Source organism: Kitasatospora sp. NPDC093550, from assembly GCF_044764985.1.
Classification (GTDB): Bacteria; Actinomycetota; Actinomycetes; order Streptomycetales; family Streptomycetaceae; genus Kitasatospora.
On sequence record NZ_JBIWJF010000030.1, the window covers coordinates 17,797 to 41,671 of the forward strand.

The window sequence follows — 23,875 nt, forward strand, 5'->3', positions numbered from 1 at the left end:
GGGGGGGGGGGGGGTGGCGGGGGCGGGGGGGGGGGGGGGGGGCCCTGGGGGGGGGGGGGGGGGCCGCCCCCCCCCCCCCCCCGCCCCGCAGTCCGACCCACCCTCAGCCGGAAGGCAGGCCCCGCCGATGACCAGCGCAGCGCCCCTCGTCCGCGTCAGCACCGCAGACGCCCTCACCACGCTCACCCTCGACTCGCCGCACAACCGCAACGCGCTCTCCACCCGCCTGATGGCCGAGCTGCGCGCCGGACTCGCGGCGGCCGCGGCCGACCCGGAGGTCCGCGCCGTGGTGCTCGGGCACACCGGCAAGGTGTTCTGCGCGGGCGCGGATCTCTCCGAGGCGACCGGCGCGGACCCGACGGTCGGGCCGCGCGGCCTGGTCGAGCTGCAGCGGGCGATCGTGGACTGCACCAAGCCGGTGATCGCCGTCATCGACGGGCACGTGCGGGCGGGTGGCCTCGGGCTGGTCGGCGCCGCCGACCTCGCGGTCGCCGGACCGGCCTCGACCTTCGCCTTCACCGAGGTCCGGCTCGGCCTGGCGCCCGCCGTCATCTCCCTGCCGCTGCGCCCCAAGCTGGAGCCGCGCGCCGCCTCCCGCTACTACCTCACCGGTGAGGTCTTCGACGCCGCCGAGGCCGCCCGGATCGGCCTGATCACCAGCGCCACCGAGTCCGCCGAGGACACCGGTGTGGTGCTGAAGGGACTGCTGGACGCGCTGCGCCAGGGCTCCCCGCAGGGGCTGGCGGAGTCGAAGCGGCTGGCCAACACGGACGTGGTGCGCTCCTTCGAGCGTGACGCCGACGAGCTCGTTCAGCTGTCGGCGCGGCTGTTCGGCTCGGAGGAGGCGCAGGAGGGCATGCGGGCGTTCCTGGAGAAGCGGCCCGCGCGCTGGGTGCGCTGACCCCCGGAACTCCTCGGGGGTGACGGCGGATGGTGCCCGGGGCGTCACACCCCCTTGGCTCCCGGGTCGTCACGACCAGCGGATCGTCGCCTCGCCGCGCCACAGGGCCAGCAGGTCCCGGTCGCCGGTCGTCTCGACGGCCCGGGCCTGCTCGGCGGGCAGCCGGTTCCAGAGCAGCAGGTAGAGGTCGCGGGCCGGGCCGGCGAGGGTCAGGTCGGCCGGTTCGGGGCTGTCGTCGGTGCTGACGGTCATCGGCTCCCGGGTGATCGTCATGCGCCAGGAGCCGGGGCCGTCGGTGGCCCGGACCTGCACGGTGCGCGGTCGGTCGCTGCGCACGGTGGCCCGGCTCCGGGTCATGAAGCCGCGCAGCAGTTCGTCGATGCCGTCCAGGGCGAGCACGGTGTCCACGGCGGGCCCGGGCTTCCCGGCGGCCGCGTCGGCGTCGTGCCGGTGGACGGCCGTCTCGTGCGCCTGACGCCGGGCCCAGAACGCCAGCGGGCTCGGCGCGGGCAGGAAGCTCCAGCACTCGATGTCGGCCGGGGCCTCGCTGAGCGCGTCCACCAGGGCGGCGTGGCCCTCGCGGAACCAGTCGAGCAGCCCGGCGTCCGAGGGCACCAGCCCGACGACGGCGTCCGCACCGGCGTCGTCCAGCGGCGCCCGCAGACCGCGGGACGGGAAGGCGGTGGCCCATCGGTGGACGTAGCCGATGTGTCGCAGCAGGTCGGCCAGTTGCCAGTCCGGGCAGGTCGGTACGGGGGCGGACAGCTCGGTACGGGCGGCGGCCTCGGCGAGCCGGACGCCCTCGCGGCGCAGCGCGTCGATGTGCTCGGTGGTCTCCATGGGGCGGAGTCTTCCACCGCGGGCGCCCGCCGGTCGCGGATTTCGGACACTCCTTCGAGAGGTCGGACGGTGACCGGTTCGGCGGGTGGCTCGTGAGCCCGCCCGGTGCTCGTCCCGACGGCGTCGCGCCGAGGGCGTGGGCTGTGAACCAGGACGGGCGATGTGTCCGGGGACGATGGGGGCGATGGGGCGGGTGTGATGTTGGCCGCCCGGCGGCCGGGCCGGAGCTACGGGCCGGTAACGTGAGCGCATGCCGATAACCCGTTCCCTCGTCTCCGCCGTCCGGGCAGGTGGCCGCCGTGCCGCCGGACGCCTCGTCCACCGGGGCTGGCGCTGGGTGCAGCGGAACGGCGCGGTCACCAACCGGAGCCCGGGCCCGTACCGGTTCGGCGAGCTGGGAGACGGTACGACCCTGGCCTTTCCGCTCGGGGCGGTGTTCAACGAGCAGTGGATCACCATCGGGCCGTTCTCGATCATCGGTGAGCGGGTCACCATCAGCGCGGGCTTCCTGCCCGGCCTCGACCTCGGGCCCGAGCCGATCGTGCGGATCGGCGGCGGCTGCGTGATCGGCCGGGACAGCCACATCGTCGGCCACCAGTCGATCGTGCTCGGCGACGACGTGTGGACCGGGCCCGGCGTCTACATCTCCGACCAGGCGCACGAGTACCGGGCCACCGACCTGCCGATCGGCAAGCAGTGGCCGCGCAACGAACCGGTGGAGATCGGCGCGGGCAGCTGGATCGGCACCGGCGCGGTGATCCTGCCGGGGGCACGGATCGGCCGCAACGTGGTGGTCGCGGCTGGCGCGGTGGTGCGCGGCGAGGTGCCCGACCACAGCGTGATCGCCGGAGCCCCGGCCAAGGTGGTGCGGCGCTGGACCGAGGAGGACGGCTGGCAGCCGCCGCTGCGCCACGACGCACCGCAGCCGGTGCCGGAGGGTGTGACGGCGGAGCAGCTGCGGGCCCTGGTCGGGTGGGACCTGCGGCTGCCGGGGGAGCAGGACTGACGTTCGTTCGTCGGTTGCGGGGGTGACTACCGTACGGGCGAGGTCTGTTCGGCGGCGCGGGCGGCGAGCGCGGCGGTGATCCGCAGGACGTCGGCCGGGCGGGCCGGGTCCAGGCCGGTCAGCGCGGCGATCCGGCGCAGGCGGTAGTCGACGGTGTTCGGGTGCAGGTGCAGCGTGCTCGCGGTGTGCCGTCGGTTGAGGCCGCCGGCCAGGTGGGTGCGCAGGGTGGTGAGCAACTCCCCGGCCCCGGCGTCCGCGAGGGGTTCGATCAGGGCGGCGAGCCGCGCGCGGGCCCGGCTCGGCCGGGTGAGCTGGTACTCCAGCAGCACGTCGTCCAGCCGGTGCAGCCCGGGCGGGCGCCCGAACGCCCGCGCGACGTCCAGGACTTCGTACGCGAGGGCGGCTGCTTCGGGCACCTCGGCGGGCGCGGCCTCGGCCGCTCCGGCGAGGACGGGCGCACCGGCGGCCCGGGCCGCTGCGGCGAGGGTCGCGGCGAGGTGGGGCCAGGGCGCTTCGGGGGTGGCGTGGTCGGGTGTGTCGAGTGAGCCGGCTGCCTCCGCCGATGCGCGCGGCACCACCGGCGGGCTCGGCGCCGGTGATCTCGACGAATCCGCCGACGGGACGAACGGAACGAGCACCAGCCCGCCCGAAGGGGTGAGCGCGGTGAGCGCCGACTGCCGTGTGCGGTGGTCGAGTTCGGCGCCGAGCCGGCGGAGCTTGCGGCGCGCGGCGATGGCGGGGTCGACGCCTGGGGAGTGCTCGTCGGGGTGGTCGGCGACGGACAGGCAGAGCACGGCGTAGCGGGCGGGCAGTAGGAGTCCGGCCCGGGCGGCGGCCTCGTCGGCGGGGGTGCCCGCGAGCAGTGCGGTGAGCAGGGACTTCCGGCTCGCGGACCGCAGGTCGGCGGCCGGCCTGCGGCCGTCCAGGTAGCCCGCGCCGGCGGCGGTGGTGACCTGGCCGAGCTGGTCCAGCAACAGCCGGTTGAGGACGAGCAGTTCGGCGGCATCCCCGTCCCGGGCGTGCCGGGTGACGAACTCCCAGCAGACCTCCGCACCGAGGTGGTGGGCGAGCAGGACGGCGTCCAGCGGCAGGCCTTCCTCGGCCCGTCGAGCGGCCGCTTCCCGGACGGCGGTGAACTCCTCGGAGGGGGCGGGGAGCCCGGTGCGGACGGTGTGGGCGAGGGCGCGGAACCGGCGCTCGGTGTCCCGGGTGAGTTCGCCGGTGAGCTGTTCGCGGGGCAGGCGGCGGTAGACCGGCACCCGGTCCAGCAGGGCGGCCACCACGGTCTCGGCCAACTCCCTTACGCCGCTGAGGAGTCGCTGGTCGGCCGGGCGGCCGCCGATCACCGGGACGCGCCAACCCGGTGCCTGGGCGGACGCGTTCGGGGATGTGCGTTCGGGGGCGTGGCGGGGCGTGCAGGGGGGTCCGTTGTGACCGGTCACAGAGAACACCGTCCAGGTCTGGGGAACACCCAAGGGCCGGGCCGGAGGGGCGACCGCATGATTGAGCCACTCGGGTTACCTGTTGGTAACAAACTTCCGCTGTGGAGGCAACAGTTGAGAACCCCACTTCTCCGCTTCTCCGCAAGTCCCTTGCGCCGTAGGCTCGGCGGCACCTTCGGCGCGGCACTCCTGGCCGGTGCGCTGCTGGCGGGCGCGACGGCGGCGCCGGCGAGTGCGGCCCCTGTCCTGTCCCCGGCCCCCGTCCCGGCCGCGGTTCCGGTCCCGGTTCCGGCCGGTGTCGGTGTCGGTGTCGCTTCCGCTGCTGCGCCCGGTGTCGTAGCCGGCGCCGAACTGCCCCCGGACGGCGACACGGTGGCCTCACCGCCCGGCGCCAACGACTGGACCTGCCGGCCGACCGCCGCACACCCCAACCCGGTGGTCCTGGTGCACGGCACCTTCGCCAACCGCTACGAGAACTGGCTGGCGCTCTCGCCGCTGCTCAAGGGACTCGGGTACTGCGTCTTCGCCCTCGACTACGGGATGATCCCCGGCATCACCTCGAGCGGCAGCGGCCTGCTGCTGCCGATCGGCGGCCTCGGAGCGGTGCCCGACTCGGCGGCCCAACTCGCCCGCTTCGTGGACCTGGTGCGGAACGCCACCGGCGCGGCCAAGGTCGACATCGTCGGCCACTCGCAGGGCGGCATGCTGCCCAACTACTACCTGAAGTTCCTCGGCGGTGCGTCCAAGGTCGACAAGCTGGTCGGGTTGGCCCCCTCCAACCACGGCACGACGCTCGACGGGATCGTCAACCTCGCACCGTACTTCCCGGGGGTCGCCGACCTGATCTACACCGTCTGCCAGGCCTGCCGCGACCAGGCGGTCGGCTCCGACTTCAACAAGACGATGGCCTCCCGTCCGGACACCGTGCCTGGCGTGCGGTACACGGTGATCTCCACCGTGTACGACGAGGTGGTCACCCCGTGGCGCACGCAGTTCCTGAGCGGCCCGGGCGTGGACAACGTGGTGCTGCAGGACCACTGCCCGATCTCGCTGACGGAGCACGTGGCGATCGCGTTCTCGCCGACCGCGCTGCACCTGGTGACCAACGCCCTGGATCCGGCGCACGCCACGCCGGTGTTCTGCGGCTGAACCGGCGAACGGTGCTCCCGCCTCCGGGGATCGGGGGTGGGAGCACCGTTCTGCGTCGGTGAGGCGGCGTGGGGTGGAGTGGTGTGGTGGTGGGGCGGTGTGGTGGTGGGCCGGTCAGCCGGCCGTACGGAAGGTGATCACTGCGGTGACGCCGTCCGGACGCACTTCGTAGGTGCCCGGTGCGTCGTCGAACAGGACGGCGTCGTAGCGGGCGAGTTCGACGGAGGCCGCACCGCCGACGACGGCCGAGCCCTCGAGGCAGACGACGAGGACGGTGCTGCGGGCCTGGGCCTCGACCGCGGTGTGCGCGGTGGCCAGGTCCACGGTGGCCTCGACCCGTCCGCGGCGCGTCATCACGTTGAAGTCCACCACCGGGCCGGCCAGCAGGCGACAGTCCGTGGTGGCGTCGCCGGAGAAGGGGAACGGCCGGTAAGGCGTGTCGACCAGCCGCTCGACACCGTCGACGGTGAGCGCCATCCCGGCGCCCTCGACCACGGTGATCACCCGGTCGATGCCGGGGAACGGGGAGAACGGCCCGGCCGTGGCCACGTCGGCCAGACTGACCCGCCAGTCGAACCGGTCCAACCCGGCTCCGGCCGGGAAACCGGCGACCTCCCTGGTCACCCCGCCCCCGTTGAGCCACGCCGTTGCGGGGCGCTCGCTCGCCCGCAGTACTTGGAAGCGTTCGCTGGTCGTCATGGCCCCGCATCCTGCCACTGCTCGCGCCGGTCGTCAGCGAGGGGGCGGAGGGAGCGGGGGCGGGTCGCGAGGAACAGATGGCAGACGACAGCGGACAGGCGACGGACGACAGATGACAGCGAACAGATAACAGATGACAGCTGACAGATGTTGAAATCTGTCAGCTGTCACCCGCCCGCCCTCCGATCACCCGCCGCCCGTCACCGGAACCGCCGTCCGACCGACAGCGGTAGCAGCGCCGCCGCAGTCGCCGCGACCGCGACCGTGGTGAGGGCCAGCGGCAGTCCGGCGGCGTCGGCGAGGAAGCCGATCACCACCGGGCCGATCAGCATCCCGCCGTACCCCAGGGACGAGGCGAGCGCGACGCCCTGCGGGCCGCCCGCCTCCCCGGCCCGGGCGATGGCGAGCGGGAAGAGGTTGGCCAGGCCGAGGCCGACCAGGACGAACCCGCAGATCGCCACCGGCGCCACCGGCGCCAGCGCGGCGACGAGCATCCCGCCCGCGGCCGTCAGTCCGCCGAGCAGCATCAGCCGGGTCTGCCCGAGCCTGATGGACAGCCAGGTGCCGCCGACCCGCCCGCTCGCCATCGCGAACGCGTACGCGCCGTACCCGGTCGCCGCCACCACGGAGCTCGCGTGGACGTCGTCGGTGAGGTGGAGCGTGGTCCAGTCGGCGATCGCACCCTCGCCGTACGCGGTGCACAGCGCGGTGACGCCGAGCAGCGGCACCAGCAGCCGGGGCGCCGGTCGACCCGCGTCCCCGCCGCCGGTGGCCCCGGGGGTGTCGGCCGCCCGTTCGGGGACGACCGCCGGCGCCGTCGGGCTGCGCATCAGCACCGCGCCCGCGCCGACGGTGACGGCCAGGCCCAGCACTCCGCTGAGCGCGAGCGCCCACGCGGTGCTCAGCGGCCCGGCGAGCAGTCCGCTGACGCCCGTGCCGACCAGCCCGCCGAAGCTGTACCCGGCGTGGAAGCTGGGCATGACGGGCCGCCGCAGCTGCGCCACCAGGTCGACGGCGGCGCTGTTCATCGCGACGTTGGCCCCGCCGTACCCGGCGCCGAAGAGCAGCAGCGCGCCGCCGAGCGTAGCCACCGAGCGGGTGTGCGCCGGCAGCAGGACGGCGAGGCTGAGCAGGGCGAGCGAGCCGACGGTCACCGGGCGCGAGCCGTACCGCAGGCAGAGCCGGCCGACCGTCGGCATGGTGAGGACGGCGCCGATCGACAGGCACAGCAGGGCGAGCCCCAGGGCGCTGTGCGAGGCGTTGACCTGGCTGCGGACGTCCGGGATCCGGACGACCCAGGCGGCGAAGAGGAAGCCGTCGACGGCGAAGAACGCGGTGAGCGCGATGCGTGCGGGGCCCCAGGGGCTGTCGGCCACCGGGGGTGTGCTGCGAGACTGGGGGGAGGGGCGGTCCGGTCGGGGATGGGCGCGGATTTTGTTTCGAAGCGGCACAAAGTCACAATAGGGGCGTGCAGCTCTCACCATCAAGCCCGAGGCCCGGCACCGGGAACGACCCCGAGGCGCAGCGCGACGGTCACCGCCGTGCGGCCCCCGACCGCGGTCGGACGCTGCTCGGCCCCGCCCTCTCGCTGATCCACATCGGCCAGGCGCCGACCCGCTCGGCGCTCACCCGCGCGCTGGACGTCACCCGGGCCACCGCCGGCGCGGTCACCGCCGAACTCGAAGCGCTCGGCCTGATCACCGTCGATTCGCGTCCGGCCGGCGGAGGCCGCGGGCGCCCCTCGCACCGGCTCGCGATCGACCCGCAGGGCCCGGTCGTGGTCGCCGGGCAGATCCACGCCGACGGGCTCAGCGTCACCCTGGCCGGCCTCGGCGGACTGCTGGACCGGCCCGTCCACCTGCCGCTGCCCGCCGCCACCGACCCGGTCAGGCTGCTGCGGGCCGTCGCCGAAGCGGGAGCCGAACTCGCCCGTGCGACCGACCGCCGCTGTCTGGGCGCCGCGCTCGCGCTGCCCAACCCGGTCACCGAGCCGGACGGCGCCGCGCTCGCCGCGCTGCACTTCGCCTGGCCGAGCGGCACCCCGGTCGCCGACCTGTACGACGTCGAGGTCGGCCGTGCCGACCACGGCCCGAACGCGCTGCGCCCGCTGCCCACCGCGATCGCCAACGACGCCAACCTCGCCGCGCTCGCCGAGTACCGGCACGGCGCCGGGCGCGGCGCCCGCCACCTGCTCTTCGTCACCTCCGGCCACCGCGGCGTCGGTGGCGCGCTGGTGATCGACGGTCACCTGCACACCGGCAGCGCCGGTCTGGCCCTGGAGGTCGGCCACCTCACCGTCGACCCGCAGGGCCGTCCCTGCATGTGCGGCAACCGCGGCTGCCTCAACTCCGAGACCGACCCGGACGCGCTGTTCGCCGCGGCCGGGCTCAGCCCGGAGCCGGGGCGCCCGCTGCTCGACCAGGCGCGCGAGCTCTGCCGGGCCGCCGCCACGGACGACCGGGCGCGCGCGGCGGTCGAGCACGTCATCGACCGGCTCGGGCTCGGACTGGCGGGCGTCGCCAACATCCTCAACCCCGACCGGGTGGTCCTCAGCGGTCTGCACCTCGACCTGCTGGAGGCCGCGCCCGAGAGGCTGCGCACGGTGGTCGCCGAACGCAGCCTGTGGGGACGCAGCGGACGAGTGCCGATCGTCGGCGCGGAGCTGGCGCACGGTGCGCTCGCCGGTGCGGCCGAGCTCGGCTGGGGACCGTACTTGGCGGACCCGCAGTCGGTGCCCGTCCAGTTCGTCTAGGCGTGGGATAAGCGGAAGCTGGGTCGTCGAAAAATGTCACTTATCGTGACTCTCATACACTCGTAGTGAGCAGTGGGGGGCTACTACGAGAGAGAAGCGATCATGAGAACCGAGCGCGGCATCGAGCCGACCGTCGACGTCGACCGCTCCGACCAGGACTACCGCGCCTGGCTCAAGGAGGCGGTGCGCAAGGTCCAGGCCGACGCCAACCGCTCCGCCGACACCCACCTGCTGCGCTTCCCGCTGCCGGCCGAGTGGGGCATCGACCTCTACCTCAAGGACGAGTCCACCCACCCGACCGGCTCGCTCAAGCACCGGCTGGCCCGCTCGCTCTTCCTCTACGGCCTCTGCAACGGCTGGATCCGCCCCGGCAAGCCGGTGATCGAGGCCTCCAGCGGCTCCACGGCCGTCTCCGAGGCGTACTTCGCCCAGCTCATCGGCGTGCCGTTCATCGCCGTCATGGCCAAGAGCACCAGCCAGGCCAAGATCGACCTGATCCAGTTCCACGGCGGCGAATGCCACCTGGTCGAGCGTTCGGACGAGGTGTACGAGGCGTCCGCCCGCCTCGCCGAGGAGACCGGCGGGCACTACATGGACCAGTTCACCTACGCCGAGCGGGCCACCGACTGGCGCGGCAACAACAACATCGCCGAGTCGGTCTTCGCCCAGCTTCGCCTGGAGCCGCACCCGGAACCGGCCTGGATCGTCGCCACCGCCGGTACCGGCGGCACCTCGGCGACCATCGCCCGCTTCGTGCACTACATGCAGTACGACACCCGGATCTGCGTCGCGGACCCGGAGAACTCCTGCTTCTTCGACGGCTGGGTGCGCCACGACCAGGACGCCGTCTGTGAGAGCGGTTCGCGGATCGAGGGCATCGGCCGGCCCCGGATGGAGCCGAGCTTCGTGCCGGGGGCGATCGACCGGATGATGAAGGTGCCGGACGCCGCGTCGATCGCCACCGTGCGGGTGCTGGAACAGGTCCTCGGAAAGAAGGCGGGGGCCTCCACCGGGACGGGGCTGTGGAGCGCGCTGCGGATCGTCGCCGAGATGCGCGAGGCCGGGCGGACCGGCAGCGTGGTCGGGCTGATCTGCGACCCGGGGGACCGTTACCTGGACAAGTACTACTCGGACGAATGGCTGGCCGGCGAGCGGATCGACATCGCGCCGTACCGCGCCGCGTTGGAGTCCTTCCTCGCCGGTGGCCCCTGGGTGGGCTGACGCCGCGGCCGGGGCCGGGGCGGGCCTGGCGGATCGCGGGGGACGGGTGACAGGTAACAAGTGACAGATTTCAGCTGACAGATGTCAGCGAACAGATTTCATCATCTGTCATCTGTCATCTGTCATCTGTTACCTGTCACCCGTCCCCTGCCATCCGTCCCCCGTCATCCGCCCGCCGGCAGCCCCTGCGGCAGCGGTGCCGCCGGCAGGTCGGCGGGGACGAGGAGCTGGAGTTCCTCGGTGGACGGGTCGGCGAGGTGGGCGACCCGTACGGCGTGCCGCTCGACCATGGTCTCGAAGATCTGCCGAGCGGTGCGCCCGTTGCCGAAGTTGGGGCCGCGCTCCAGCCGGCCGAAGTGCTCCAGCAGCGCCTTCTCCGTCTCCTCGGAGAGCGCGTACTCGTGCTCCGCGCACTGCGCCCGGGCGATCTCGAGCAGCTCGTCGGCGGTGTAGTCGGGAAAACCGATGGTGCGTGAGAAACGGGACGAGACGCCGGGGTTGGCGGAGAGGAAGCGTTCCATCTCGGCGGTGTAGCCCGCCACGATGACGACCACCTCGTCCCGGTGGTCCTCCATCAGCTTGACCAGGGTGTCGATGGCCTCGCGTCCGAAGTCCCGCGCGCCGTCCTCGGGGGCGAGCGCGTACGCCTCGTCGATGAAGAGCACGCCGCCGCGCGCCCGGTCGAAGGCGGCGGCGGTGCGGATCGCGGTGGAGCCGATGTGCTCGCCGACCAGGTCGACGCGGGCGACCTCGACCAGGTGCCCGCGCTGGAGCACCCCGAGCGAGGCGAGGATCTCGCCGTAGAGCCGGGCGACGGTGGTCTTCCCGGTGCCGGGGGCGCCGGTGAAGACCAGGTGGCGACGCAGCGAGGGGGCCTTGAGCCCGGCCTGGCGGCGTCGTCGGCCGACCGAGATCAGGTCGATCAGGGTCCGCACTTCCTGCTTCACCGTGGCGAGCCCGACCAGCGCGTCCAGTTCGGCGAGCGCCTCGTCGGCCGGTCGGCAGTCCGGGATCGGGGCGATCGCCGCCGAGGCGGCCGTCGCCGACGCCAACGCCTGGGCGGCGGCCGCCAGTTGGGCCGTCCTGGGAGAGGGTACGTCCGCTCCACCGAACGCCGGCCCGAGCCCTGCGGCCCCGAGCCCCGGCGCCCCGAGCCCGGCGGACCCCGACCCTGACCCCCGCCCCGGTGCCGGACCGGACCCGAGCCCGGTCCCCGCCGCCCCGACGTCGTCCGAGGTGCACCCCTCGGTGACCGGACCCGGCTCGGAGAACTCGAACCCCGCCCGCTCGTTCTGCTCCGCCCGGCACCGGGTGAGCTGCGTGCGGCAGCCGTCGATGATGTGGAAGCCGAAGCCCTTGCCGTGCGAGACCCGGCAGTCCTCGAAGGTGCCGCGCCCCTGGGCCGAGACGTACACCCCGGCGTCCGTGCTGGCCCGTACGGTGCAGTCGCGCAGCACCGGGTCGGCGCCCTTGGTGACGATCACCCCGGTCGCCACGTCGGAGATCTCGCAATCGGTGAGCAGTCCGCCGCTGCCGTGGTCGCGGAACCAGAGCCCGGTACCGGCCTCCTGCACCCGGCAGGCGGCTAGGGAGACGGTGGCCCCGCCGCTGACCGAGACGGCCGAGCTGCGGATCCGGCTGAACGAGCAGCCCTCCGCGGTGGCGGCGGAGTCCCGGTCGAGGACGAACAGGGCGTCCGGAAGGTCGTGCAGCGAGCAGTCGGTGAGGGTGAGTCGGGCACCGTCACTGACCCACAGCGCCGGGTACTCGCCGGTGGAGCCGTGGATCTGGCTTGACTCGGCGATGGCCTCGGTGCCCTGGTCCCAGACCGAGAGTGCGCCGCGCCCGAAGTCCCGGACGGTGCTGTTGACGAGGCTGAGCCGGGAGCGTCCGCGCAGGTCGGCACCGTTCTCCGGCAGGTCGTGCACCCGGCAGCCGGTCAGGGCCAGTTCGGCCTCGCCGTCCAGGGTCAGGCCGTTGCCGGTGACCCGGTGGATCTCGCAGTCGACCAGCCGACCCCCCGCCTGCGCCTCGGCCTGCACACCGCTGCCGCGGATCTCGTAGATCTCACAGCCGGTCAGCTCGGCCGCGCTGCCCGGGTCGGAGAGCAGGACGCCGGCGCCGGAGGCGTGGTGGACGCGGCAGCGGTCGAGGGCGGCGGTGGCACCGCCGAGGACGGCGAGCCCGGCCTGGCCGGCGGCGGCGACCTCGCAGTCCTCGAAGGCCGCGGCGGTGCCCTCGCCACGCAGGCGCAGGCCGAGCCCGCCCGGGTTGGCGACGACGCAGCTGCGCAGGGTCGGCCGGGCGCCGTCGGTGATCTCGATCCCGGTGGCCGAACGGGTCTCGATCCGGCAGCCGCTGAACGCGGGCGTGGCCTGCGCGCCGGTGACCAGGACGGCCGGGGAGGAGCTGTCGCCGCCCTCGACGACCAGGTCGCGGACGGTCGCGGCGGCGGTGACGGTCACCGCCACCCCGGAGGCGGGCTCGATCCGCACGGTGCCCGGCCCGTGGGCGGCGACGATCGTCACCGGCTTGTCCAGCAGCACGTTCTCCCGGAAGGTGCCCGGCCGGAGGGTCACGGTGTCGCCCGGTTCGGCGGCCGCCAGGGCCTCCGCGAGCGTGTCGTAGTCGCCCGCGCGGCGACGCCAGCGGGATGCGCTGTCCTGGGTGACCCGGACCCTGTGCTCAGCCATGACGGTCTGTCGTCCCCACCTTCGTCGAGCCGGCGTTCCACGGACCGAACGCGCGGGGTGCGCGGGCCGTCCGCCCACCGTAGCGCGCTCATATGGGTGGTTCGGCCGCCCGTCGTCCCGCGGACACCGGTAGAGCCCGCCGCCGCCACAGGTTCCGACCAGTTGTTTCAACGAGCGCACACAGCGGGAGTTCCGTGCCAGGGCGGGTTCGGTACGGCGGCCGATTCCGCACGGCGGTGCGGCACTTCAGCAGCGGCCTCGCACAGCAGCGCCGCACGGCAGCCCGTACGGCAGCCCCGCACAGCAGCCCCGCACAGCAGGCCGTGCGGAGCCCCGTACCGGCAGCCCCGCACGGCAGCGCCCGCGCGCCGGGGGACGGGCCCCGTGCGCGCCCGGCGATCAGCGCTCGTCGACCGGCCAGTGCGCCCCGTCCTCCAGCACCTCGACGTCGTCGCCCAGGCGCAGCGTGCCGAGCACGTCGCCCTCGACGCCGGCCGGCTGCTCGGGGATCAGGTTCTGTCCGAAGGCGGCCTTGCGCAGCAGTCGGTGGTGCCGGGCCAGGGTGCGCAGCGGTTCCTTGCCGCGCCGCTCGCCGGACTCCTGGTCGGTGGTGGTGACGACGCAACGCCCGCAGGGCTTGACGACCTTGAAGGTGAGTCCGCCGATCCGGATCCGGCGCCAGCCGTCCTCGGCCCAGGGCTCGGAGCCGGTGACCACCACGTTGGGGCGGAAGCGCTCCATCGGCAGGGGCGTGTGCTCCTCGGGGTGGTCGGCGGCGATCAGCTCGTTGAGCCGGTCCAGCGAGGCGGTGGTGGTGAGCAGCAGGGGGAAGCCGTCGGCCATCGACACGGTGTCGCCGGGCTCGCCGTACTCGGGGTCGACGGGCCGGGCGCGCGGGTCGTCGAGGTGGATCAGCCGGTAGTCGCCGAGGTGTTCGGCGATCCACAGGTGCGCCTCCTTGGCGGCCTCGGCGGCGTGGAAGCGGGTGCCCCAGACCTCGACCTCGGCGATCGGGTCGCCGGCCGTGACGGCGGGGGCCGGTACCTCGATCCGGGAGCCGTCGGGGGCGGTCAGTGCGAGCGCGCCGTCGGGCCGGAGTTCGGGCCGGATCTGTCCGATGGCGGCGTTCTCCCGCTGGCTGACGAACCGTCCGGTCGGATCGGCGAGCATCCAGCGGCGGTCTCCGGCCAGGCCCCAGGGCTGGACGACGGCGCTGTCCGGGCTCAGACGGTACATGGACTTGACGGGGTAGACGTGGAGTCCGGTGAGCTGCATTCCCCCATCCTGCCAGCTGGCATTCCGTCGCGCGATGGCCCCCTGGACGACGGCCGACGGACCCGGAAGGCCTCCGACGCCCGCCGGGGACGACTCCCTGAATGCGCACGGACCGCCCGGGACGCCGTGGGGGCGTTCCGGGCGGTCCGTGGATGACCCGTTTCTCCGTTCGCCCGGCGTTCAGGGGTCGCCGGGTGGTGCTCAGGTGGTGCGGGTGCTGGCCGCGTGGGGGGACGGCCTCGGGGCGTCAGCGGTTCAGTAGCCCTGACCCTGCGGCTGGTAGCCGCCCTGTCCGTTGGTGGCGAAGGAACCGTGGTTGGGCTCGCCGTAGGGGCCGGGCCGCTGCGGCTGCATCGGGCGGACCGGCGCGACCGGCGACATGGCCGGGCGCAGCTGGGCGCCGCCGAAGGACTGGTCGCCGCCCTGGCCCTGGAAGCCGGGGCCGCCCGCGGCCGGACCGCCGAAGGACTGCGGGCCGCCGAAGCCCTGCGGACCGCCGGGCTGACCCTGGCCGAAGCCGCCGGGGCCGCCGGCCGGCTGGGCGCCGAAGGGCTGCTGGCCGGCCTGGCCGCCGATGAAGGTGTTCTGGCCGCCGAAGCTCTGGCCGCCGGTCGGCTGGTAGCCACCGCTGGCGGTCTGGGTGAAGGCCGGGGCGGCGGCCTGCGGTCGCTGGTACGGCTGGGGGGCGCCGTAGCCGGGGACCGGCGGCTGGGTGGAGGCGTACGCCGGCGCGGGCTGCGCCGGGATGTACGCCGTGGCGGGACCGGCGGAGGGACCGCTGCTCGGGCCGGGGCCCAGGGCGAGGCGGGCGGGCGGCAGCGCGGGGAGGTTGCTGCCGGCACTTTCGTACCCGTTGCCGTACCGGTTGTCGTAGGACTGGCCGAGGCCTGATCCGTACCCGGACGACAGCGCCGGCGGCAGGGCGGCCGGCACGTTGATGGGTGCGATCTGCGGGACGCCGCGCTCAGCCACGAGGCTGTCGTAAATCGGCGTGCCGGAGGAGAAGGACGGAGGGGGGTAGCCGACTCCGTCGTAGGAGCGGGGCGAGGTCATGGGGCATACGGTAAGCCCACAATGCGCCTGCTGAGGAGAGCGGGAGGGGGAGCAGTTCGAGTGTTTACACAGTCTTCGCTCGCGCAAAGGTTTCGAAAGTAGGAAGAACGGACAAATCAGCGTCCAGTTCCGGACAACCTTGGCGCCCCGTCAGTGATCGAACAGCGGCCGCACTGGGGACCGGGACGGCCTTGCGGTGGCCGGGCGGTGGCCGGGCGGGGGCCCTGCGGAGAAACTTTTGCGGACGGGGCGTGCGCTGGCGCATTCGAGCCCCCGCCGAGGCTGCGGCGGGGGCTCGTGAATGTTTCGGGAATAAAGCTCCCGTCAGCGCACTGATCAGCTGCTCGGAGACAGGGCCGAGAACGCGGCAAAGGCCGAGAGCGGAGCAGGGACCGGGACAGAGGCAGAGGCAGAGGCAGGGGTGGAGACCGAAGCCGACGCCGCGCCCGCGCGGGGTCAGCGCGACTGCAGCGCCTGCGCCTGGGCGGGCAGCCCCGGCTTGCCGACCTCCGACGTGCAGAACGAGCAGCGGGTCGCGGCGGCCGGGATCGAGCTCAGGCACTCCGGGCAGTCCACCTTCGCGACCGGCGCGGGCTTGGCCGATTCGAAGCGCGTCTGCAGCTTGCCGACCGGTACCACCACGGCGAAGTAGATGACGGCGGCGGTGAGCACGAAGCCGATCAGCGCGTTGACGAAGAGGCCGTACGGGAAGCTGGTTCCGCCCACCTCGAAGGTCTTCTGGGTGAAGTCGCCGACCGCGCCGGACGCGACGCCGACCAGGGGGGTCAGGAAGGCGCTGACGAACCCGGTGACCACGGCGGTGAAGGCCGCGCCGATCACGATGCCGACCGCGAGGTCCACCACGTTGCCGCGCAGCAGGAAGCTGCGGAATCCCTTGAACACCGGGCGACTCCAAATCCGTACGGGGGAGGGGGAGATGGGGCAGCACGGGGGTGCCCCGGCCGGACATCCTGCCGATCGGTCCGGGTCGAGGTCCAACCGCGTTCACCCGATTCGCGTAACCACGGCCGGGCCCCGCGGTACCGGGCCGGGCTCCGCGCGGGCGCTCCGCGTACCGGCCTATCGGCGGCCGACCCGGTCGGACAACTCGGCGGAGTGACCTACGATTTGACGCCGGACGGGCCGCGGTGCCCCGCGCACCCGCCGCACCCCTCGCACCCTTGCGCATCCGTCGTGCCCACCACACCCCGCACCCCCCCGCACCCCCCGCACCCCCGCCCCCGGCGCGACCAGCGCGAACCGGGGCGCGGCGCGGGGCGAGACGCGGCGCACGGCGGTCGCAACCGGCGCACGACGGCGGCTCTCTGGCGCACATCGGGTGTACGCGCGCGGGCGGATGGACCACCACCAGGTTGCGCGAAGGGGCTGTCCCGGGCGGAGCACTGTGCCAAGGTCGGTCCATGTCCGACCATATGTCGGCCGATCCGGCCGGAACCCGTCCGCGTGTGCTGCACCTGATCAGTGATGCACGCCGCGGCGGCGCCCAGAACTTCGCCCGTGACCTCCACCGGGAGCTGGGCCGCCGGGGCCAGTCCTCCGCGCTGTGCGCGCTCGCCCCGCACCCCGCCGACCGGACCGGAGCCGGGGAGACCGACCCGGGTGGCTGCCCCGCCGCCAGAGGCCCACTCGCCGCCGCAGGCACGTCCGCAGCAGGCCCGCCCGCGGCCGCAGGCCGGTCCGTCGCGGCGAGCCCGCCCACCGGCGCCTCCGCCCCGCACATCGACATCGCCGGTCTGCGCACCGCCGCCGTCCTCGGCCCCGGCCGCCTGCGCCCGACCACCCTGCGGGCGCTGCGCGCCACCGCGCGCGCCGCCGACGTGGTGCTGGCGCACGGCTCCGACACCCTGGCCGCCTGCGCCCTCGCGCTGGCCGGCACCCGCACCCCCTTCGTCTACGTCTCCGTGGGCCACCCGTGCTACTGGACCGCCAACCGGCTGCGCCGTGCGCGCGGCAGCGCGTTGATGCACAGGGCCGCCGCCGTCACCACGCTCACCGACGAGGCGCGCGCCGTGCTGGAGGAGCAGTTCGCGCTGCCCGAGGGGAAGGTGCACGTGATCCCCAACTCCCGTGCGGCCGAGAGCTATCCGCCCGCCGACGGCCGGGACGACCGGCGTGCCGCGCGGCACGCGCTGGGCCTGCCGGCCGATGTCCTGCTGGTCGCGTGGATCGGCGCGATAGCGCCCGAGAAGCGGCTGGACCTCGCCCTCGACGTGCTCGACCGCCTGCCGGACGTCCGCCTCGCCGTCGCCGGGGACGGGCCGCTGCGCGAGACATTGGCCCGCCACCCGGCCGCCGCCCGCGCCCACTTCCTCGGCCCCCTGCCCGATCCGGCGCCGCTCTACCGCGCCGCCGACGCGCTGCTGCTGACCAGCGACAGCGAGGGCGTGCCCGGCGCGCTGATCGAGGCGGCGCTGGCCGGCGTGCCCGCCGTCGCGACCGACGTCGGCTGGGTGCGCGAGGTGGTCCGGGACGGTGCCACCGGCGCGCTGGTCGCCCCGGGGGACCCGCTCGCCCTCGCCGAGGCGCTGGGCAAGGTGCTGGCGGTGAACCGCGCGGGTCTCGGCGCGGCGGCCCGGGCCCACGCGCTGGAGCACTTCGAACTGGGCGCGGTGGTGGACGCCTGGCAACGGCTGGTGTTCGAGGTGTGGAGGGCGGGCGCGGCGCCGGCCGGCCGGCCGCCGGAGTCGGCGTGCTGATCGCCGGCACCGCCGAGTCGACCGCAGGCACCGCCGAGTCGACCGCAGGCACCGTCGAATCGATCACAGGCACCACCGTATTGACCGCAGGTCAACCCGCCGTGGCCCAAGCTGCGCCGTTAGGACGAATCCCGGCACGACGCCGCCCACCGACTCGCCGGTAACAAGGAACCGCCAGCACACTGCCCGATGTGAACTCGAAGTCGCTGCTGCGGTCCACCGTCCTGCTCGCCGTCGCCGCCGGGATCGTCGTGTCCCCTCTCCAGGCCGGCGCGGCGACCCACCAACCCGCCGCCGAGGGAAGCCAGTTCGTCAAGCTCGACCAGCCGCAACCGGTGCGCGAGAGCGCCCGGACGGAGGCGGTCGAGTTCTTCTGGTACTCCTGTGGCCACTCCCAGTCGTTCGAGAAGCCGCTGCAGGCCTGGGCGGAGAAGCACCGCGAGGACGTCTCGCTGCGGCGCGTCCCGGCGATCTGGCCGGGCAGCCCGGAGGAGACGGTGCAGCGCGGCCACGCCCGCACGTACTACACGCTGGAGCGCCTCGGACTGGTCGAGAGGCTGCAGATCAGCGCCTTCCGCGCCGTCCACAACGAGGGTGTCGACCTCACCACCGAGGCCTCGTCCACCGATTGGGCCGTCCGCCAGGGCGTCGACGGCCAACTCTTCCGCCAGGCCTACCGTTCCGCCGAGGTGCAGAAGTCGGTCGAGGACGCCGCCGCCGCGTTCATCCGCTACGGCGTCAACGAGCTGCCGACGGTCATCGTCCAGGGCGAGTACCGGACTTCGCCGTCGAAGGCCGGCGGCGTCGAGGCGATGCCGGAGGTGCTGGACCACCTGGTGCAGCAGGAGCAGTCGAAGAAGGGCTGATACCGCTCGGGATTGACGGTGACGACGGGTCAGCTCGCCCGTGTGCTCGGGTCGGTGTGCTCTCGCCGCACCCTTGCCTAACCAGTCAGATGCTGTTTAATGGTTAGCATGAGCGAGCTGACGATCCCGCACGTCCACCACCGCCACGTCGACGTCGACGGGCTGCGCATCTTCTACCGCGAGACCGGGCCGGCCGAAGCCCCCGTCCTCCTGCTGCTGCACGGCTTCCCCTCCGCCTCGCACCAGTACGCCCGGCTGCTCGACGCGCTCGGCACCCGCTACCGCCTGATAGCCCCCGACTACCCCGGCTTCGGCCACAGCGACAGCCCCGCGCCCGACGCCTTCACGTACCGCTTCGACACCCTCGCCGACGTGGTCGAGGGCTTCTGCCTCGCCCTCCGGCTGGACCGCTTCGCGCTGTACGTCTTCGACTTCGGTGCCCCGGTCGGGCTGCGCCTGGCCACCCGCCGCCCGGAGTGGATCACCGGCCTGGTGGTCCAGAACGGCAACGCCTACGAGGAGGGACTCTCCTACCAGGCAGTGGAGTTCATCGCCAACCGGCGTGGTGTCCCCGGTGCCGCGCAGGCCGCCCGCGCGATCCTCACCCCGGAGATCACCCGCGGCCAGTACGAGGGCGGCACCGGCGACCCGAGCCTGGTCGCCCCCGACGGCTGGACCCTCGACCAGCACGCCCTCGACCTGCCCGGCCGCAAGGACATCCAGGTCGAACTGGCCCTGGACTACTTCTCCAACCTCGAGCTCTACCCCGCCTGGCAGGCCTGGCTGCGCGCCGCCCAGCCGCCCACGTTGATCGTCTGGGGACGCAACGACCCCTTCTTCACCGAGGCCGGCGCCCGCGCCTACCTGCGCGACCTGCCGGAGGCCGAACTGCACGTGTTCGACACCGGGCACTTCGCGCTGGAGGAGAAGCTGCCCGAAATCGCCCCGCTGATCGACGACTTCCTCGCGCGCACGCAGAAGTAGCCGGACTCCCGCGCGATTTCGTCCTCGTCTCCTCTCCCGGTCGAGGGCCGTCCGCGGGCCGGCCGGGGTCCGTTCAGCCGCGGCGCAGCAGGTAGGTGACGAAGCCGAGCGTCCCCCGGTAGCCGTGCAGCCACTCCGCGCGGTGCCGGTCCGCGGCCTCCCGGGCGGCGGCCGCGTCCGGGTGGTCGGGGTGGTCCAGTGCCCACTCGGCCAGCGAGCCCGTCCAGGCGAACTCGTAGTCGTCCCATTCCTGTTCGGTGCTGACGTAGCCGCACACCGGCGTCCAGCCGTCCGCGAGGACCCGGTCGGTGGTGGTCGCCAGATCCGCGAACTCCTCCCGCGTCGCGCCCAGGCCGTCCAGCGCGGCCGGGGACGGCTCGCGCTGCCAGAACCCGTCGCCGACCAGCAACCGGCCGCCCGGAGCCAGGAGTTCGCGGGCCGCCGCGAGCGTCGGCAGCAGCCCGCCGAAGGCATGGGTGGAACCGACGCACAGCACCAGGTCGAAGGGCTCCTTCGCGGTGAACTCCCGTGCGTCCCGGTGGTGCAGGCCGATCCGGCGCTCGACGCCGAGGGCGGTCGCGGTCTCCCGGGCGCGGGCCAGCGCTCCGGCGTCCAGGTCCACCCCCACCGCCTGCCAGCCCGGTCGTGCGGCCAGTGCCCGGATCACCCAGGCACCCTCGCCGCAGCCGAGGTCCAGCGCCCGGCCGTCCTCCCTCCCGGCCGTCGCGCGGTCCAGCAGACGGGCCACCGACTCGTCCGCCAGCGGCGCCGCGATCGGGTGGTGGGCGTGGGCGAGGCGGGAGATCTGCTGACGGTCCATCCGAGCAGTATGGAGCCGATCGGTGCGCGGCGCCCGGGAATCGCCCCGGTCCGCGGGGGGAGAGAGAAGCCGGTGCCGGCCGTCGGCGGGCCGGAGGTCACGCCCGCGAGTAGGTCCGGCCCTTCCACGCCGCGCCCCGCCCGCGCCAGTGCTGCACCGCCGAGTCGACCGTCATCAGCAGGTACATCCCCGCCGTGAACGGCAGCAGCAGCACGGCCGGAGCCGGCCGGCCGTAGTACCGGACCATCGGCAGGTACGTGCCCGCCATCAGCGCCCACGCCGCCCCGCCGACCGCCGCCACCGCCGGCGCCCCCGCGACCAGCCCCGCCACCGTCGCCACCGGCGGTACCAGGTACACCAGCGCCAGCCCCACGACCGTCCCCAGCAACAGCGGCGGCGAGTGCCTGAGCTGGGCGTACGCGCTGCGCGACACCATGCGCCACAGCTGCTCCAGCCGCGGGTACGGGCGGACGCTGTCCACCTCCCCGGCCAGGCCCAGCCAGGTCCGGCCGCCGGTGGACTTCACCGCGCGGGCCAAGGACACGTCGTCGATCACCGCGCCCCGGATCGCCGCCACCCCGCCCGCCCGCTCCAAGGCCTCGCGCCGCACCAGCGAGCAGCCCCCCGCGGCGGCCGCCGTCCGGGCACCCGGACGGTTGCTCCGGCGGAACGGGTACAGCTGGGCGAAGAAGTACACGAAGGCCGGCACGATCAGACGCTCCCAGCCGGTCTCCACCCGCAGCCGGGCCATCTGCGACACCAGGTCCAGGCCGTTGGTCTCGGCCGCGGCCACCAGCTCGGCGAGCGAGTCCGGGCCGTGTGCGATGTCCGCGTCCGTCAGCAACAGGTACTCGACGTCCGGACCGGCCAGCTCCACCCCGTGCCGCAGCGCCCACAGCTTCCCCGTCCAGCCGGACGGCAGCGGGGGAGGGGTGGTGACGGTCAGCTCCAGCCCGTCGAGCGTCCGCAGCTCCGCCGCCAGCGCACCGGTGCCGTCCGAGCTGTGGTCGTCCACCAGGATGACCCGCGCCCGCCCCGGGTACTTCTGCGCCAACAGCGTCGGCAGGCTCACCGGTAGCACCGACGCCTCGTCCCGGGCCGGCACCACGATCGCCGCCTGCGGCCAGCGGACCGGCGGACGACGCGGCGGCAGCCGCACGTCGGTGCGCCAGAACAGGCCGTGGCAACACGCCAGCCAGAGCCAGACCAGCAGGGAGGACGCGGCGATCCACAGCAGGACGGTCACCCCGGCAGTCTGCCGCAGAACGGGGCCGACCGGGCGGATCGACTAAAGTCTTGACCCGTGAAGATCGCACTGATGGACTCCGGAATCGGCCTGCTGGCCGCCGCCGCCGCCCTCCGGAAGCTGCGCCCGGACGCGGACCTGGTGCTGTCCTCCGACCCGGCCTCGATGCCCTGGGGGCCGCACACGCCCGAGGAGATCATCGAGCTGGCCCGCGGCTGCGCCCTGGCCGCTGCCGCGCTCGAGCCCGACGCGCTGGTGATCGCCTGCAACACGGCCTCCGTGCACGCCCTCGCCGCCCTGCGCGCCGAGCTGGAGCCGGGGCTGCCGGTGATCGGCACCGTCCCGGCCATCAAGCCCGCCGCCGCGCAGGGCGGGCGGGTCGCCATCTGGGCCACCCCCGCCACCACCGGCAGCGCCTACCAGCGCGGGCTGATCCGCGAGTTCGGCGGAACGGCGGACGTCACGGAGGTCGCCTGCCCGGGTCTCGCGGACGCCGTCGAACACGGGGACGACGACGCCATCACGGCGGCCATCGCCGACGCCGCCGCCCGTACGCCCGCCGGCACCGATGAGCTGGTGCTCGGCTGCACCCACTACGAACTCGTCGAGGAGCGCATCCGTGCCGCGGTCGCCCCGACCGCCTCCCCGGCGCTCGTCCTGCACGGCTCCGCCGACGCCGTCGCCGCCCAGGCCCTGCGCCGCGTCAGCGACCCCACCCGCACGGGGGGCGGCACCCTCACCGTCCTCCACGCCGGCGTCCCCGCCGCCCTCCCCCCGGCCGCCGCCCTCTACCCGCAGGGAAACGCGCTGGCCACCCTTATCGCCTAGCCCGGCAGGGCCCTCCGGAAGTCGTCGTCGGCGATGAAGAACGCCGCGCCGACCATGGTGAAGCCCGATTCCCGGGAGCGGGTTTCCTCGCGGATTTCCCGGCTTGATCAATAATTCCCGGGCAAAGCCGACCGGGGCCCCTCGCTCGATTCCCCGCACGAAATCCAGCCCGGGCGACCCCGCCACGGAGCCGAAGCTGCCCTGGTCCCAAAAGTCGACTCGGCCGACTTCCCATGTCGGGCCAGCGCGGCGCGCCGCTGCGGAGGCCGAGCTATCTACTCGCGTAGACCCAATCCGTGCGCCAAGCTCGCCGCCCACGGGAAGTCGATTTGGCCGACTTCCTGTGCCTGGCGGTGGCGGGCGGCCCAGCGGACAGGGCTCTACTCGCGTAGATGTGGCCGCCCCTCGGCGCGCGCAGGAAGTCGGCCCGATCGACGTCTCGCGCCGGTTGCGGCCCCTGGGCTCGGCCGTCGGCTCGCCGCGCGCAGGAAGTCGACGAGGTCGACTTCCTGCGCGGAGCGGTGCTGCTGCCACGTGCGGCTCTACGCGCATAGATTCGCCGCGCCTGGTGTGCACGGGAAGGCGGCTCGATCGACCTCTCGGGCCGGAGGGTTCAGAGCCGTGGGCTCGCATCGGTGGGTGGCGCGGGTGCGCCGGCTTGCCGTGCGCCGGAAGTCGATCCAGCCGACTTTCTCTGCTGGCGTCGACGTGTGGGCTGCCTGGCAGGCTGGCTCTACGCGCATAGATTCGAGTGTGCGTTGTCTGGGGTGCGCAGGAAGTCGGCCTGGCTGACGTCCTGCGCTGGGGCTTGCTGGCGCTTGGTGGTGCGCTGGCTCTCGACGGTCGACGGGAGTGCGGCAGCTTGGCCGTATCGTGCAGCAGGCGTCGATCCAGCCGACTTCCCGCGCTCGGCGGCGCGGAGCGGGGTCTGCGCCGGCCGCTTCTACTCGCGTAGACCCAGCCGTGCCGACTCGCCGCGCACGGGAAGTCGATCTGGTCGACTTTTCGTGTCGGACGGCAGGGTTGTTGGGGTGGTCGAAGCCCAGGAATCTACCTGCATAGACAACGCCACGTGAGAAGTCGGCCGGCCCGACTTCCTGTGCGGAGGTCGGGCTGATTGTGCGCGGTCGAGTTCTGTGTCCGGTGATGTCCGGGCTTCTTCGCATTGCCGACGGCTCGCGCGGATCTCTCCTGGTGTGCGAGAAGTGGGCTTTGCCTCACTGGCATTCCAGGTGTCTTCCGGGCAATCGGCGTGGGGGGGGGGGGGGGGGGGGGGGGCCCCCCCCCGGGCGGGGGGGGGGGGGGGGGGGGGCCGGGGGGCCGTGGGGGCCGGTGGGGTGTGGAGTTGTGGGTGCCGGCGGGTGGGCCGGTGCGGGGTGTGTG

Annotated in this window: 19 protein-coding genes; 9 read left to right on the top strand and 10 right to left on the bottom strand. The window is 73.9% G+C overall.

Annotation, left to right across the window (positions count from 1 at the left end):
• Nucleotides 1-127 precede the first annotated feature (127 nt).
• Entirely contained in the window at nucleotides 128-901 is a 774-nt protein-coding gene (locus ACIRD3_RS33365) for an enoyl-CoA hydratase family protein (protein ID WP_402224038.1), read from the top strand.
• Between the two features lie 69 nt (nucleotides 902-970).
• Here ACIRD3_RS33365 and ACIRD3_RS33370 read toward each other — a convergent pair whose 3' ends face one another.
• Nucleotides 971-1,741 carry a maleylpyruvate isomerase family mycothiol-dependent enzyme gene (locus ACIRD3_RS33370; protein ID WP_402224040.1) on the bottom strand — a complete coding sequence of 257 codons (771 nt, stop codon included), beginning with the start codon at nucleotides 1,739-1,741 and terminating at the stop codon, nucleotides 971-973.
• Nucleotides 1,742-1,991: 250 nt separating this feature from the next.
• Between ACIRD3_RS33370 and ACIRD3_RS33375 the strand changes: the two genes are divergently transcribed.
• A complete protein-coding gene (locus ACIRD3_RS33375; RefSeq protein ID WP_402224042.1) occupies nucleotides 1,992-2,747 on the top strand; it encodes an acyltransferase in 756 nt (251 codons plus the stop codon).
• Nucleotides 2,748-2,773: 26 nt separating this feature from the next.
• Here ACIRD3_RS33375 and ACIRD3_RS33380 read toward each other — a convergent pair whose 3' ends face one another.
• Nucleotides 2,774-4,093: a PucR family transcriptional regulator gene (locus ACIRD3_RS33380; RefSeq protein ID WP_402224043.1), complete on the bottom strand. Its 1,320-nt coding sequence runs from the start codon at nucleotides 4,091-4,093 to the stop codon at nucleotides 2,774-2,776.
• Nucleotides 4,094-4,339: 246 nt separating this feature from the next.
• On the opposite strand from ACIRD3_RS33380, the gene ACIRD3_RS33385 reads away from it, so the two are divergent.
• On the top strand, nucleotides 4,340-5,338 hold the full coding sequence (locus ACIRD3_RS33385) for an esterase/lipase family protein (protein WP_402224045.1): 999 nt from the start codon (nucleotides 4,340-4,342) through the stop codon (nucleotides 5,336-5,338).
• 114 nt (nucleotides 5,339-5,452) lie between these two features.
• On the opposite strand, the gene ACIRD3_RS33390 is transcribed toward ACIRD3_RS33385, so the two are convergent.
• Together ACIRD3_RS33390 and ACIRD3_RS33395 are read right to left on the bottom strand one after the other, a co-directional pair.
• Nucleotides 5,453-6,037 (bottom strand): HutD family protein, encoded by a 585-nt coding sequence (locus ACIRD3_RS33390; protein WP_402224047.1) that lies wholly within the window; start codon nucleotides 6,035-6,037, stop codon nucleotides 5,453-5,455.
• 200 nt (nucleotides 6,038-6,237) lie between these two features.
• The gene (locus ACIRD3_RS33395) at nucleotides 6,238-7,413 is read right to left on the bottom strand and encodes an MFS transporter (protein ID WP_402224049.1); all 1,176 of its coding nucleotides are present in this window, start codon (nucleotides 7,411-7,413) and stop codon (nucleotides 6,238-6,240) included.
• Between the two features lie 92 nt (nucleotides 7,414-7,505).
• Here ACIRD3_RS33395 and ACIRD3_RS33400 point away from each other — a divergent pair, with 92 nt between their 5' ends.
• Together ACIRD3_RS33400 and ACIRD3_RS33405 are read left to right on the top strand one after the other, a co-directional pair.
• A complete protein-coding gene (locus ACIRD3_RS33400) occupies nucleotides 7,506-8,789 on the top strand; it encodes an ROK family protein (protein WP_402224050.1) in 1,284 nt (427 codons plus the stop codon).
• A gap of 102 nt (nucleotides 8,790-8,891) precedes the next feature.
• Nucleotides 8,892-10,010 carry a PLP-dependent cysteine synthase family protein gene (locus ACIRD3_RS33405; RefSeq protein WP_402224052.1) on the top strand — a complete coding sequence of 373 codons (1,119 nt, stop codon included), beginning with the start codon at nucleotides 8,892-8,894 and terminating at the stop codon, nucleotides 10,008-10,010.
• 164 nt (nucleotides 10,011-10,174) lie between these two features.
• Here the strand turns inward: ACIRD3_RS33405 and ACIRD3_RS33410 are convergent, their stop codons facing one another.
• The 4 genes from ACIRD3_RS33410 to mscL all read right to left on the bottom strand — a co-directional run bounded on the left by ACIRD3_RS33410 (nucleotide 10,175) and on the right by mscL (nucleotide 15,934).
• On the bottom strand, nucleotides 10,175-12,703 hold the full coding sequence (locus ACIRD3_RS33410) for a right-handed parallel beta-helix repeat-containing protein (protein WP_402224054.1): 2,529 nt from the start codon (nucleotides 12,701-12,703) through the stop codon (nucleotides 10,175-10,177).
• A 399-nt stretch (nucleotides 12,704-13,102) separates the two neighbouring features.
• Nucleotides 13,103-13,978: an MOSC domain-containing protein gene (locus ACIRD3_RS33415; RefSeq protein WP_402224056.1), complete on the bottom strand. Its 876-nt coding sequence runs from the start codon at nucleotides 13,976-13,978 to the stop codon at nucleotides 13,103-13,105.
• A gap of 255 nt (nucleotides 13,979-14,233) precedes the next feature.
• On the bottom strand, nucleotides 14,234-15,031 hold the full coding sequence (locus ACIRD3_RS33420) for a DUF6643 family protein (protein ID WP_402224058.1): 798 nt from the start codon (nucleotides 15,029-15,031) through the stop codon (nucleotides 14,234-14,236).
• A 456-nt stretch (nucleotides 15,032-15,487) separates the two neighbouring features.
• Nucleotides 15,488-15,934 carry a large conductance mechanosensitive channel protein MscL gene (gene mscL, locus ACIRD3_RS33425; protein WP_402224059.1) on the bottom strand — a complete coding sequence of 149 codons (447 nt, stop codon included), beginning with the start codon at nucleotides 15,932-15,934 and terminating at the stop codon, nucleotides 15,488-15,490.
• A 518-nt stretch (nucleotides 15,935-16,452) separates the two neighbouring features.
• Here mscL and ACIRD3_RS33430 point away from each other — a divergent pair.
• From ACIRD3_RS33430 to ACIRD3_RS33440, 3 genes are all read left to right on the top strand, one after another.
• Complete coding sequence (locus tag ACIRD3_RS33430; RefSeq protein ID WP_402224061.1) at nucleotides 16,453-17,748, top strand: glycosyltransferase family 4 protein; 1,296 nt, start codon at nucleotides 16,453-16,455, stop codon at nucleotides 17,746-17,748.
• 191 nt (nucleotides 17,749-17,939) lie between these two features.
• Nucleotides 17,940-18,614: a thiol:disulfide interchange protein DsbA/DsbL gene (locus ACIRD3_RS33435; protein WP_402224063.1), complete on the top strand. Its 675-nt coding sequence runs from the start codon at nucleotides 17,940-17,942 to the stop codon at nucleotides 18,612-18,614.
• A gap of 108 nt (nucleotides 18,615-18,722) precedes the next feature.
• Entirely contained in the window at nucleotides 18,723-19,598 is an 876-nt protein-coding gene (locus ACIRD3_RS33440; RefSeq protein ID WP_402224064.1) for an alpha/beta fold hydrolase, read from the top strand.
• Nucleotides 19,599-19,671: 73 nt separating this feature from the next.
• Here ACIRD3_RS33440 and ACIRD3_RS33445 read toward each other — a convergent pair whose 3' ends face one another.
• Nucleotides 19,672-20,418, bottom strand: a complete 747-nt coding sequence (locus tag ACIRD3_RS33445; RefSeq protein ID WP_402224066.1) for an SAM-dependent methyltransferase — start codon at nucleotides 20,416-20,418, stop codon at nucleotides 19,672-19,674.
• Nucleotides 20,419-20,515: 97 nt separating this feature from the next.
• Nucleotides 20,516-21,664 (bottom strand): glycosyltransferase, encoded by a 1,149-nt coding sequence (locus ACIRD3_RS33450; RefSeq protein ID WP_402224068.1) that lies wholly within the window; start codon nucleotides 21,662-21,664, stop codon nucleotides 20,516-20,518.
• Nucleotides 21,665-21,721: 57 nt separating this feature from the next.
• Between ACIRD3_RS33450 and ACIRD3_RS33455 the strand changes: the two genes are divergently transcribed.
• Complete coding sequence (locus tag ACIRD3_RS33455) at nucleotides 21,722-22,492, top strand: glutamate racemase (RefSeq protein WP_402224070.1); 771 nt, start codon at nucleotides 21,722-21,724, stop codon at nucleotides 22,490-22,492.
• Nucleotides 22,493-23,875: the final 1,383 nt, after the last annotated feature.